A 12,419-nucleotide genomic window follows, 5' to 3' on the forward strand; every position below is an offset into this window, starting at 1 on the left:
CTACAGGCTTTCCTTGACGTGCGCGATGCCGTGTTCATCGTAGATCGAGTACACGGCAGCGAGGATGTTTTCCAGCTCGGGCGAGCGGTCCCTATGCCGCATGCTGAATAAGATGGGCGAGAACGCATGCTTGTCGTCCAGCTTGCGGTACACGACGTTCCGGTGATGCATGGCCTGCACGCTTTCGGGCACGATGGAAATGCCCTGGCCGGCGGCCACCAGTCCCATGGAAATTTGCAGTTCGCGCACTTCCGTCACGGGGCCGGGCGTGACATTGCCTTCGCTGAACATGGCCAGCACCTGGTCGGCAAAGCTGGGGCGGGGCGCTTTCGGATACACGAGCAGGGTTTCGTGGATCAGGTCAATCAGGCGCAAGCCGCCTTCGCCCTTGGCCAGCCGGTGGCCGGGCGGCAGGGCCACCACCAGCCGCTCCTCGCGCAGCAGGATGCGGCGGATGCTGGGGTCTTCACTTTTCAGGCGTCCGAAACCCACGTCGATGCGGCCTTCCTTCAGGGCCTTCAACTGCTGCACCGTCGTCATCTCATGCAGGGTCACGTCGACCTCGGGATGGCGCTCGCAAAAGCGGTGCACGATGTCGGGCAATTCTCCATACAGGGTCGAGGCGACGAAGCCGATCGACAGCGTGCGTTCCAGCTTGCCCACGCGCTGCGTCATCGCCTGCAGGTCGCGCACCTGGTCGAGCAGGGGGCGCGCATGGGCGAGAAAAAACTCGCCCGCTTCCGTCAGCCGCAAGGGGCGCGACCCTTTTTCGATCAGCGCCACGCCCAAGGTTTCTTCCAGCTGCTGCATCTGCCGGCTCAGCGGCGGCTGCGCGATGTGCAGGCGCGCGGCGGCCCGCGTGAAGTTCCTTTCCTCTGCGACCGCAACGAAGTAGCGCAAGTGCCGTAATTCCATCTTCATACCTTTCAGGTATAGGTTTGATACCAACTCGGTGTTGGACGTGGGGATATTTGGGGAATATCGTGTCACCACTCCACAGAATTATACGGAATAAATATGATTCAAAATATCGAGACCTACCTGGTCGATGTGCCTACCATCCGTCCTCACCGCATGTCGGTCGCCACCATGAATACGCAAACCCTGGTGCTGGTGCGGCTGCGCTGCGCCGACGGCATCACGGGCTGGGGCGAAGCGACCACCATCGGCGGCCTGGGCTACGGCGGCGAAAGCCCGGAAAGCATCAAGACGAATATCGACACCTATATCGCGCCGCTGCTGGTCGGCATGGAAGCGAGTGCAGTGGCCAAGGCCATGGCCAGGGTGCGCAAGCTTATCCAGGGCAACCGCTTCGCCAAGTGCGCGATCGAGACGGCCCTGCTGGACGCGCAGGCGCGCCGCCTGGGCGTGCCGCTGTCGGAATTGCTGGGCGGGCGCGTGCGCGATGCGCTGCCCGTGGCCTGGGTACTGGCCAGCGGCGACACGGCGCGCGATATCGCCGAAGGGGAAAAAATGCTGGACTTGCGCCGCCACCGCATCTTCAAGCTGAAGATCGGTTTGCGCGACGTGATGGACGACGTGGCCCACGTGCTGGAAATCAAGCGGGCGCTGGGCGAACGGGCCAGCGTGCGCGTCGACGTCAACCAGGCCTGGAGCGAGACGGACGCCGTGCGCGGCATCGCCGCACTGGAAGCGGGCGGCGTCGACCTGATCGAGCAACCGGTCAAGGCCGGCAACCGCGCCGCGCTGGCGCGCCTGAAGCAGCGCTTCGACGTGGCCATCATGGCCGACGAAGCCCTGCATGGCCCGGCCGACGCGCTGGCGCTGGCGCAAGCCGATGCGGCCGACGTGTACGCGGTAAAAATCACGCAGTCGGGCGGATTGATGCCGGCGCTGGAAGTGGCCACCGTCGCGCGCCTGGCGGGCGTGGGCCTGTACGGCGGCACCATGCTCGAAGGCGGCGTCGGCACGGCCGCCACGGCCCACGTGTGCTCCACGTTCGCGGAGCTGGCCTGGGGCACGGAGCTGTTCGGGCCACTGCTGCTGACGCAGGAAGTCTTGCGCGAGCCGCTCGTCTACCGCGACTTCATGCTGCAGGTGCCGACAGGCCCGGGCCTGGGCGTCGAGATCGATATGGACAAGCTGCGTTCCATGCAGCGTCAATAAGGAGAAACCATGTTATTCCATGTACGCATGAACGTGAACCTGCCCTTGAGCATGCCCGCCGAACAGGCGGCGCAGCTCAAGCAAACGGAAAAGGAACTGGCGCAGCGCCTGCAGCACGAGGGCAAGTGGCGCCACCTGTGGCGCATCGCCGGCCAGTACGCCAACGTCAGCGTCTTCGACGTGGACAGCGTGGACGAGCTGCATCATTTGCTCACTTCCCTGCCGCTGTTTCCCTACATGCAGATCGACGTGATGCCGCTGTGCCGCCATCCCTCGTCGGTGCGCGACGACGATTCCTGAGGAGGCATGCCATGACGCAGATAGGCAATGACACCGTCGGGCAGACGTGCGACGTGGACGGTATCGGCCTGCATTACCGCACGGATGGCGCGCGCCGCAAGCCTTGCCTGGTCCTGTCGAATTCCCTGGGCACGGATTTGTCCATGTGGGACGCGCAAGCGTCCGCGCTGGCCGGCGACTTTTTCGTCGTGCGCTACGACACGCGCGGCCATGGCCAGTCGGCCAGCGGTAGCGCGCCGTTCGGCATCGAGCGGCTGGGGCTGGACGTGGTGGCGCTGCTCGACCACCTCGATGTGGAGCGCGCCGCCTTCTGCGGCATTTCCATGGGCGGCTTGACGGGCCAATGGCTGGGCATACACCAGCCGCGGCGTTTGACGCACCTTGTGCTGGCGAATACGGCGGCGCGCATCGGCGGCGCCGCGCCGTGGCAGCTGCGGGCGGAGCAGGTGCGCCGCGACGGCATGGCTGCCGTGGCCGAGAGCGCCGCCACGCGCTGGTTCACGCCGCGGTTCATCGCGCGCGAAGCGGACACGGTGGCGCGCCTGGCCGGCATTTTGCGCGGCCAGGATGCGGGCGGCTATGCGGCCTGCTGCGACATGCTGGCCCAGGCGGACTTGCACACCGGCGTCGGCACGATCACCGCGCCGACCCTGATCATCGCGGGCGAGCACGATCCCGTGACCACCGTCGACGACGGGCGCTGGCTGCAACAGCAGATCGCGGGCGCCCGCCTGGCAAGCCTGCCGGCCTCGCATATCTCGAACATCGAGGCGGCGGACATGTTTACGGCGCAGTTGCGGACTTTTTTAGTGTGAGGCTTGCTGTACCGTATCGGTATGGCGGGAATGCGGCTTTCTCCTGAGCACCGCCGCCGGCTGGTCCGGCATGCGGCAGGGGAAGCTTTCTTGAAAAATAATAATAAGAAAAGCAGACTTGGAGTAGACGGATGGAAAACAGATTGATCATCATCGCAGCGGTCACGGTGGGCTATTTCGCCCTCATGTCGTACATTACCTATAGCGTGCGCAAGCATGCCAACAGTGCCGAGGGCATGACGGCGGGCGGGCGCAATTATCCCGCCTTCCTGATCGGCGCCTTGCTGCTGTCGGAATTCATCGGCAGTTCCGTCAGCATCGGCACGGCCCAGAAGGGCTATGAACTGGGCATTTCCGCCGCGTGGAACCTGGTGGCGCTGTCGCTGGGCTTTTTCCTGCTGGCCATCGTGCTGGTGAAAAAATACAAGGAAAGCGGGCAGTCGACGATTTCCGGCATCCTCGCGCAAACGTATGGCGAGCCCGTGCGCTATGCGGCGTCCATCCTCACCATCGTCGCGCTGAGCATCGTTGCCGTGGCCCTGTATGCGAGCGGCGGCGCCGTGCTGGCGGCCGTGCTGCACATCAACAAGACGGTGGCCATCTTGCTGGTGGGCGCCATCACCGTGATCTACGTCAGCCTGGGCGGCATGCGCTCGGTCGTGTACACCAATTTCGCCCATTCCATCGTCAAATACCTGGGCGTGATCCTGGCGCTGGCGTATGCGCTGGAAGCAACGGGCGGCATCGGCGCGCTGCAGGCGCAGCTGCCGGCCAAGATGTTCAACTGGGTCGAGATCGGCTGGGGCCAGATCATCGCCTGGATGATCGGCGGCATCGGTTCCATCTTTGCCACGCAATACGTGATCCAGGCCCTGGTCAGCACGGACAACCCGGCCGTGGCCAAGCGCGCCTGCTATTACGTGTCGTCGCTGATGATCCCGTTCGGCCTGATGGCGGCCTTGATCGGCATGTGCAGCGCCGTGCTGTATCCGGGCATGAAGTCGATCGACGCCTTCCCCACCCTGATCGCCCACATGCCGGCGTTTTCCGCCAGCATCATGATCGTGGGACTGGCCGGCGCCCTGTTCGGCGGCATTTCCGCCACCACGCTGGCATCGGCCACCCTGGCCATGAAGGATTTTTATGATCCCTGGTACAACAAGGCGAAGAACGACGCGAAATCGCTGATGTTCCTGCGCATCGCCATCGTCGTGGCCGGCCTGCTGCCGCTGGTGCTGGCGCTGTATGCGGAAAAACTGCTGATGATCGCCTTCCTCGGCAAGGCCCTGCGCGCCACCCTGGCCGTGCTGGTGCTGATGGCCTTCTATGCGCCGAAATTCGGCACGCCGCGCGGCGCCTTTGTCGGCGTGATCGTTTCCGTGATCGCCACCATCGGCTGGTTCCTGGCGGGTAATCCGTATGGCGTGGACAGTTCCTACCTGGCGCTGGCCGGTCCGCTGCTGACCATGGGCATCAGCCATGTGTTCAAGCCGGCGCAGCCGGTGGGTACCGCGCCGGCCGTGAAATAGCATCAGGCTGGCGCGGCCTTCAGCCAGCGCATCAGGCGTGGCTGGAGGTAGGGCAGGAACACGAGGAAACACAGGCCCACACACAGGTTGAAAATCAGGTGGGCGGCCGCCACGGCCGTGCCGGCCAGAGGCAGCAAAGCGTCCGACAGGGCGGGGATGAAAGGGAAGAAGGCCAGCGCGCCAGCCAGGTTGAACAGGAAGTTGGCCTTGGCCGTGGCTTGCGCGTTGGCGCTCATCTGCAGGCTCGACAGCAGCGCCGTCGAGGTGGAGCCGACATTCGCGCCCACCACGATGGCGATGGCCGCCTCGGCCGGGATCAACTGGTGCTGCGTCAGCACGATGGCCAGGCCGGTGGAGACGCTGCTCGATTGCACCAGCGCCGTAAATAGCGCACCCATCAGCAAGGCGATCCACGGTTCGCGCGCCTGCGCCAAGGTATCGACAAACCACGGCTGCGCCTGCAGCGGCTTGAGTTCGCTTGAAATCAGGTCCAGAGCGAAAAAGATCAGGCCAAAGTAAAACACCGCCTTGCCCAGCGCCTGTATCTTGCTGGGCAGGCTGGAGACGAGGGCGCCGGCGATGATGAACAGGGGGCCGATGCCCGTTAGCTTCATCGACACCAGCCAGGCCGTGGCCGTCGTGCCGACATTCGCACCCAGGAGGATTGCCAGGCTGCCCGCAAAGCTGATCACTTGCGCGTCGACGAGGGCCACGGCCAGCGCCGTCGTGGCGCTGCTCGACTGCACCAGCGCCGTGGCGATGGCACCGACGAGAAAGCCATACCAGCGGTTGGTAGTGACCCGGGCCAGCCAGGCTTGCATGCCGGCGCCGCCCATCGCTTGCAGCTCGCGGCTGAAGGCTTGCAAGCTGTACAAAAACAGCACCACGGCCGAGACGGCCGCGATCAATACCTGGAAATGATTCATGGAGCGGTGCGAGTGAGCGTCGGGGAAGACGCGATCATACCAGTCCCGTCAGGTAGTAAATGCCGATCACTAAAAACACGGCCACCGTCTTGATGACGGTGATGCCGAAAATGTCGCGGTAGGACTGGCGGTGCGTGAGGCCCGTGACGGCCAGCAGGGTGATCACGGCGCCGTTGTGCGGCAAGGTATCCATGCCGCCGCTGGCCATGGCCACCACGCGATGCATGACTTCGAGCGGAATATGGGCCTGCTGCGCGGCCTGGATGAAACTGTCCGACATGGCCGCTAGTGCGATGCTCATGCCGCCCGAGGCCGAGCCCGTGATGCCGGCCAGGGTCGTCACGGATACGGCCGCGTTGACGAGCGGATCGGGCACGCTGCGCAAGGTATTGCTGACGGCAAGAAAACCGGGCATGGCCGCGATGACGCCGCCAAAACCATATTCGGACGCCGTGTTCATGGCCGCCAGCAAGGCGCCGCCCACGGCCGCCTTGGTGCCGTCGGCAAAGGCGGCGCGGATGCGCCCGAAGGCCGTCACGCAGACGAGCAAAATTCCCAGCAACAAGGCGCCTTCCACGGCCCAGATACCGGTTACGGAACCTATCGACGTCGACACGGGCGCATGCAGGCCGGGCAGGGCCTCGGCGGTGAGCACGTAACTGGCGCCATACCAGTGCGGAATCAGCTTGGTCAGCGCAAAGTTGGCCACGCCCACCAGCACCAAAGGCGCCACCGACAGCAACGGATGGGGCAGGTCGCCCACGCCGGCCGTGGCCTTGTCGGCCTCGGCGCCATAACCTTCGCCCGTCGCCATGACGGAACGGCGGCGCCATTCGAGGAAGGCCAGTCCCATGATCACCGTCAGCACGGCGCCGATGGTGCCCAGCCACGGCGCGGCCCAGCCGGTGGTGTTGAAAAAAGTGGTCGGAATGATGTTCTGGATCTGCGGCGTGCCCGGCAAAGTATCCATGGTGAAGGAAAACGCGCCCAGGGCGATGGCGCCCGGCATCAGCCGCTTGGGAATATTACTCTGGCGGTACAGCTCGGCCGCAAACGGGTAGACGGCAAACACCACGACGAACAGCGACACGCCGCCGTACGTCAGCGCCGCGCACACGGCAACGATCACGGCATTGGCGCGCGCACTGCCGATATAGCGAATGGCGGCCACGACGATGGACTGGGAAAAGCCGGACAGCTCGATCAGCTTGCCGAACACGGCGCCAAGCAAAAAGACGGGAAAATACAGCTTGATAAAGCCCACCATCTTTTCCATGAAGATGCCGCTGAACACGGCCGGCACGGCCGACGGATCGGTCAGCAGCACGGCGCCGAGCGCAGCGACGGGTGCAAACAGGATCACGCTGTAGCCGCGGTAGGCGGCCAGCATCAGGAAGGCCAGAGCGGCCAGAACTATCAGGAAAGACATCGGTCAGGCCCTTGCGAGAGAAGTGGTTAAGATGTTAATGGCGAAATTAATATCATACTTCCCGGCGGCACACCAACGCGCAGGTCAAGGTGCAAGCAGTTCAAGCTGGCGCGTGAGGGGCGAGGCTGGTCGGGGTGAGAGGATTCGAACCTCCGGCCTCTGCGTCCCGAACGCAGCGCTCTACCAGGCTGAGCCACACCCCGCTTTTCTTCATTACAGCAGATGGCGGGGCGGGTTTCAAGCGGCTGCATCAAGCCTGTTTGCTGCAAGCCTGCTTATTTCTTTTCTTGCTGGGCCTTCTTGATTTCCGCTTCGCTCACTTTTTTCGCTGGCGCATTCGTTGCCGGTGCGGTGGGGTTCTTGCGGGTGCGTTGGCTTGGGCCATGACGGCGGCGCAGTCCGTGTCTGGCGCTTTGTCGACGTTGACCAGCGGCAGCAGGGCGGCCAACGGCGTGACGGCGGTGGCCAGGGCCACGGCGGCGCCGGCTTTCAGGGCCAATGGGCCTTTTTGCGGACCCACGTCCGGGTTCTTGAACGTGCCTTTTGCGTACAGTGGCGTGCGCAGGGTGATGATGCGGGCGCCTTTGGTACGGGGGCGCACGTCCAGGTCCAGGGTTTCGGTGGCCAGGTTGACGTTGCCCGTGACATTTACCACGGCCGTGTCCGTGTCGAGCACGAAGCGGCGCACGTCGGCCTGGCCATTCGTGACGGCGAAGTCGCTGGCCAGGCAGTTCAGGTGGACTTGCTTGTCGCCAAAGATTTTCACGAAGACGGCATTGGCCAGGTTCAGGCCCGCCAGTTCCAGCATGAACTGGCTGACGGAGCCTTCGCTGACGGTGGCCGCCAGTTCGCCATTCGCGCTGGCCAGCATGGCCGAGACGGAATTGCCGTGGCCCGTGAGTGCCGCGTCGCCATACACTTCGCCGAAACTCGCTTGCATCGATTGCAGCTTGGGAAACAGCTCGCGTATCTTGAGGTGGCGCGCCGCCACCTTGGCTTGCGCGGCGATGGTCTTTTGACGGCCGTCGAGCGTGATGTTCGAAGTGATGTCGCCGCCCGCCATGCCGAAGTTGAGCGGCGTCAAACTCAGCACCTTGTCTTTCATGCGGATGTTGGCGACGATGTCGTTGAGCGGGATATCATGCGTGCGCACCAGTTTCTTGCCCGTGAACTTCACGTCGGCGTCGAGCGCATCCCATTTGGCCGTATTGAACTGTTCCACGGGCAAGGCTTTGTTGTCGGGCTGCACGGGCGCCTTGCCGCGCGCCTGTTTCCGCGCATTGCTGTCGGCGCCGATGGTGGGGCCCAGGTCTTCCAGGCGTAATTGCTGCGACGTCACTTCGCCGCGCAGCAGGGCGCGCGGTTGGCGCGGCAGGTATTGCAGGGTGCCGGCCAGGTCGCTCTGGCCCACCGTGCCCTTGAAGTTTTGATAGGTCCAGTTCCAGCTGGCGCCGTCCTTCTTGCCCAGCAGGCGGCCCTTGGTGGCGTAGTCCGGTGTTTCCGGCAGCAGCACGCCCGTCAGCGGATACAGGTCGGCCATGCTGGCGCCGGCCAGGCTCAGCTGCAAATCGATGCCGGATAGCGAGCGCGGATCCGTCAGGGTGCCATCGATGCTGGCCTTGTTCTTGCCCAGCACGGCATGCGCCTGCACGGGATACACGGTGTTGTTGTCGGTCAATGACAGCACGGCGCCCGCCTTGCCGCCGCCCGTGACGGGCGCCTTGCGGTAGCTGCCGCCCAGGGTGAAGGCGATGCCGTATTTTTGCATGGGCGCGCTGCCTGGCGCATCGCCGGGCGTGGCGTCGGGCGCCGTCGAGCTGACCTTGGCGTGCACGTCGAGGGCGATGCCCTCGTCCAGATAACGGATGGCGCCGTCGCCGAAGGCCATGCGCTGGATTTCCACGTCCCATGCCGAAGGGCCGTTGTCTTTCAGTGTCCAGCTGTTGCTGCCGTCGGCGCGGCGCTGCAGGGCAATGTTGGGCGCCTCGAGCGCCAGGTCCGTCAGCACCACGCGATGCTGCAACAGGGGCAAGGGATGGATGGCCACGTCGATGCGTTTCGCGCTGGCCAGTTGCGGGCCGGCCGTCGCCCAGTCCGGGTTGCTCATGCGCACGTCCTGCGCGCTGATGACGGGGCGCGGCACGTAGCGGCGCCAGCCCGGCTCCGTCTTCCGCCCTTGCTGCCATTTCACCTGCAAATCGCCGCCGATGACGAAGCTGCGACCCGTGCTTTCCGACACCTTCTCGTTGATGTAGGGGCGGGCGCGGTTCCAGTCGAAGGTCAGCACGAAGATGACGACGATGGCGATCAGGGCCAGCAGGGCGGCCAGGCTCCAGCCGAGGATTTTGAGCGGGGTTGAGCGTGTCATGGTAAGCCAGTCGCAATGATTTTTTCATCAAGGTAGACCGATAGGCCATGACAGTCGGTGCGCTGGGTTACGTAAAATATGTAGCCAAGGCGTGTCGCTTGAAATGATTCAATAATTCGACTATTATTGAATTATGGAAAATGAAAACCCAAATACGGCGCAAGCCGGGCCGCTGACGAGTACGGCCGCCATCGCAGCCCTGGCCGCTTTGGCGCAGGAATCGCGGCTGGCCGTGTTCCGCCTGCTGGTGCAAGCGGGGCCGGACGGCATGGCCGCGACGAAAATCGCCGAAGCGCTGGCGATTGCGCCCTCGTCGCTGTCGTTTCACCTGAAAGAACTGGCGCATGCCAATCTGGTGACGGCAAGCAAGGCGGGGCGCTCCATCATCTATGCCGCCAATTATGCGGGCATGAACGGCTTGCTGGCTTTTTTGACCGAAAACTGCTGCGCGGGCGCGCCTTGCTGCGTCAGCGAACCCACCAACTGAAGGACATCACGACATGACGATCACGATTTATCACAACACGGCGTGCGGCACGTCGCGCAATACCCTGGCCCTGATCCGCAACACGGGCGTCGAGCCCGTCATCATCGATTACGTCAAGCATCCGCCTTCGCGCGAAGCGCTGGTCGACCTGATCAAGCGCGCGGGCCTGTCCGTGCGCGCCGTCATGCGCGACAAGGGCGACCTGTACGATGAGCTGGGCCTGGCCAATCCCGAGCTCAGCGATGCGGCCCTGCTGGACGCCATGCAAGCCCATCCTATTTTGATCAACCGCCCCATCGTCGTCACGGAACTGGGCGTGCGCCTGTGCCGGCCGTCGGAAAAGGTGCTGGAAATCCTGCCGCTGCCGCAGCAAGGGGCATTTGCAAAGGAAGATGGCCAGGCCGTGATCGGCGCCGACGGCAAGCCGGTGAAATAAAAAAACGGCGCCAGTGGCGCCGTTTTGTATGATTGAGAGTGAAACGCGATCAGTGATTGCGGTCCACGGCAAACGAGCACAGTTGCAGCATCGATTGCTTGTAGACGCTGTCGGGCCAGCCGGCGATGGCATCGGCGGCGCGCTGGCCGGCGATTTCCGCCTGCTTGCGCGTGTAGTCGAGGGCGCCGCTGCTGGTGATGGCCGTCAGGACGGTATCGAAATGCTGTTCGTCGCCTTGCTCGATGCAGCTGCGCACCAGTTCGCGCTGTTCCGGCGTGCCGTTTTCCATCAGCCAGATCAGCGGCATCGTCGGTTTGCCTTCGCGCAGGTCGTCGCCCACGTTCTTGCCGATTTCGGCGGCGTCGCCCGCATAGTCGAGCACGTCGTCGATCAGCTGGAAAGCCGTGCCCAGCGAGCGGCCGTATTCGGCGGCCGCTTCGATATCGTCTTCGCTGGCGCCGGCGATCAGGGCGCCCAGTTGCGCCGACGCTTCGAACAGCTTGGCTGTCTTCGAGCGGATGACGTTCAAATAGCTCTCTTGCGTCACGTCAGGATCGTGCATGTTCAGCAACTGCAGCACTTCGCCTTCGGCGATCACGTTGGTGGCGTCGGACAGGATTTGCATGACGCGCATATTATTGAGCGACACCATCAGCTGGAACGAGCGCGAGTGCAGGAAGTCGCCCACCAGCACCGACGCGGAATTGCCGAACAGGGCATTGGCCGTCTGGCGTCCGCGGCGCATCGACGATTCGTCGACGACGTCGTCGTGCAGCAGGGTGGCGGTGTGGATGAATTCGACCACGGCGGCCAGTTCATGGTGCGCCGTGCCGCGATAGGCGTGGGCATTGGCCACCAGCAAAATCAGCACGGGACGGATGCGCTTGCCCCCTGCGCTGATGATGTATTCAGCGATCTGGTTGATCAGAATCACATCGGAGTGCAACTTTTGGCGGATCACCGTATTGACTGCGTCCATATCGGCGGCAATCGTTTGCACGATGGTGTTTTGGTTAACGTGTTTGTTAGCGTCAGACAAGGCGAACCTGCATTAGATTGTGGGTGCCGCGATTATACGACAAGGCTTGCGCGTGCGTGACGTTTGCCTATGACTGTAGGGCAATTGATTGATCTTGTTGGCACTGCCGCGCGTTTTCCTGTCCCCCTGGCGCAAGCCTGACATGATGGTCGGGTTGTCGACATACCACGAACATTCGCCTTTGTGAATAGTTTTTGACGCAATTTCTCAGTCCGTGTATAATCGCTGGTTCCCCCTGTTGTGTACGGCTTGCTTTGCACGGCAATGGGACAAATTCTTTCAACATTTGATGAGGTTTCAAATCATGTACGCGGTCATAAAAACCGGTGGCAAACAATACAAAGTTGTCGCTGGCGAAAAACTTAAAGTAGAACAGATACCGGCAGACATTGGTTCCGAAATCACCATCGATCAAGTTCTCGCAGTAGGCGCGGGCGACAGCATCAAGTTTGGTGCTCCATTGGTCGAAGGTGCAACGGTACTGGTTACGGTTGTGGCGCATGGTCGCCATGATAAGGTCAAAATTTTCAAGATGCGTCGTCGTAAGCACTACCAAAAGCATCAAGGCCATCGCCAGAATTTTACCGAAATCCAAATCGTTTCGATCAACGGCTAATCGCCGCTGTTTGAATTAATCAGCTATCAAGGAGTCTTAAATGGCACATAAAAAAGGCGGCGGCACAACGCGAAACGGCCGTGATTCAGAATCAAAACGTCTGGGCGTTAAAGTCTACGGCGGCCAAGCTATCAATGCTGGCGGCATCATCATTCGTCAACGCGGCACCCCAGTGCGCGCCGGCGAAGGCGTAGGCATGGGCAAGGACCACACGCTGTTCGCGCTGATCGCGGGCAAAGTGAAGTTCGTTGTCAAAGGTGCTGGCTCGAAGCAATTCGTGACCGTTGTACCAAACGAAGCAGTACCAGCGTAATTCATCGCGGAGCGCGTGCTCCGCATGATCGCAT

Annotated in this window: 13 protein-coding genes and 1 tRNA gene; 8 read left to right on the top strand and 6 right to left on the bottom strand. The window is 62.7% G+C overall.

The features are described from left to right. A complete protein-coding gene (locus BLU39_RS19335) occupies positions 1 to 915 on the bottom strand; it encodes a LysR family transcriptional regulator (protein WP_092716194.1) in 915 nt (304 codons plus the stop codon). 102 nt (positions 916 to 1,017) lie between these two features. Here BLU39_RS19335 and BLU39_RS19340 point away from each other — a divergent pair, with 102 nt between their 5' ends. The 4 genes from BLU39_RS19340 to BLU39_RS19355 all read left to right on the top strand — a co-directional run bounded on the left by BLU39_RS19340 (position 1,018) and on the right by BLU39_RS19355 (position 4,771). After that, positions 1,018 to 2,127, top strand: a complete 1,110-nt coding sequence (locus BLU39_RS19340) for a muconate/chloromuconate family cycloisomerase (protein WP_092715885.1) — start codon at positions 1,018 to 1,020, stop codon at positions 2,125 to 2,127. Positions 2,128 to 2,136: 9 nt separating this feature from the next. Beyond that, positions 2,137 to 2,427, top strand: a complete 291-nt coding sequence (catC, locus tag BLU39_RS19345) for a muconolactone Delta-isomerase (RefSeq protein ID WP_034754617.1) — start codon at positions 2,137 to 2,139, stop codon at positions 2,425 to 2,427. Between the two features lie 11 nt (positions 2,428 to 2,438). Beyond that, positions 2,439 to 3,242, top strand: a complete 804-nt coding sequence (gene pcaD / locus BLU39_RS19350; RefSeq protein WP_092715887.1) for a 3-oxoadipate enol-lactonase — start codon at positions 2,439 to 2,441, stop codon at positions 3,240 to 3,242. 131 nt (positions 3,243 to 3,373) lie between these two features. After that, on the top strand, positions 3,374 to 4,771 hold the full coding sequence (locus tag BLU39_RS19355) for a sodium:solute symporter family protein (RefSeq protein WP_092715889.1): 1,398 nt from the start codon (positions 3,374 to 3,376) through the stop codon (positions 4,769 to 4,771). A 2-nt stretch (positions 4,772 to 4,773) separates the two neighbouring features. On the opposite strand, the gene BLU39_RS19360 is transcribed toward BLU39_RS19355, so the two are convergent. From BLU39_RS19360 to BLU39_RS19375, 4 genes are all read right to left on the bottom strand, one after another. Further along, positions 4,774 to 5,697: a Na/Pi cotransporter family protein gene (locus BLU39_RS19360; RefSeq protein ID WP_092715891.1), complete on the bottom strand. Its 924-nt coding sequence runs from the start codon at positions 5,695 to 5,697 to the stop codon at positions 4,774 to 4,776. Positions 5,698 to 5,731: 34 nt separating this feature from the next. After that, the gene (locus tag BLU39_RS19365; protein WP_092715894.1) at positions 5,732 to 7,126 is read right to left on the bottom strand and encodes a GntP family permease; all 1,395 of its coding nucleotides are present in this window, start codon (positions 7,124 to 7,126) and stop codon (positions 5,732 to 5,734) included. 126 nt (positions 7,127 to 7,252) lie between these two features. After that, positions 7,253 to 7,329, bottom strand: a tRNA-Pro gene (locus tag BLU39_RS19370). A gap of 113 nt (positions 7,330 to 7,442) precedes the next feature. Further along, positions 7,443 to 9,494, bottom strand: a complete 2,052-nt coding sequence (locus tag BLU39_RS19375; protein WP_092715896.1) for an AsmA family protein — start codon at positions 9,492 to 9,494, stop codon at positions 7,443 to 7,445. A 133-nt stretch (positions 9,495 to 9,627) separates the two neighbouring features. Between BLU39_RS19375 and BLU39_RS19380 the strand changes: the two genes are divergently transcribed. After that, positions 9,628 to 9,981, top strand: coding sequence for an ArsR/SmtB family transcription factor (locus BLU39_RS19380; RefSeq protein WP_175539363.1), 354 nt, complete (start codon positions 9,628 to 9,630; stop codon positions 9,979 to 9,981). A 13-nt stretch (positions 9,982 to 9,994) separates the two neighbouring features. After that, on the top strand, positions 9,995 to 10,417 hold the full coding sequence (gene arsC, locus BLU39_RS19385; RefSeq protein ID WP_092715898.1) for an arsenate reductase (glutaredoxin): 423 nt from the start codon (positions 9,995 to 9,997) through the stop codon (positions 10,415 to 10,417). A gap of 49 nt (positions 10,418 to 10,466) precedes the next feature. Here the strand turns inward: arsC and ispB are convergent, their stop codons facing one another. Continuing rightward, positions 10,467 to 11,456, bottom strand: a complete 990-nt coding sequence (gene ispB, locus BLU39_RS19390) for an octaprenyl diphosphate synthase (protein ID WP_092715900.1) — start codon at positions 11,454 to 11,456, stop codon at positions 10,467 to 10,469. A gap of 304 nt (positions 11,457 to 11,760) precedes the next feature. Here ispB and rplU point away from each other — a divergent pair, with 304 nt between their 5' ends. Then, positions 11,761 to 12,072, top strand: a complete 312-nt coding sequence (gene rplU / locus BLU39_RS19395; protein ID WP_034754730.1) for a 50S ribosomal protein L21 — start codon at positions 11,761 to 11,763, stop codon at positions 12,070 to 12,072. Between the two features lie 40 nt (positions 12,073 to 12,112). After that, positions 12,113 to 12,385, top strand: a complete 273-nt coding sequence (rpmA, locus tag BLU39_RS19400; RefSeq protein ID WP_070219281.1) for a 50S ribosomal protein L27 — start codon at positions 12,113 to 12,115, stop codon at positions 12,383 to 12,385. Positions 12,386 to 12,419 lie beyond the last annotated feature (34 nt).

Origin of the sequence: Janthinobacterium sp. OK676, assembly GCF_900103595.1 — a bacterium.
Classification (GTDB): domain Bacteria; phylum Pseudomonadota; class Gammaproteobacteria; order Burkholderiales; family Burkholderiaceae_D; genus Janthinobacterium.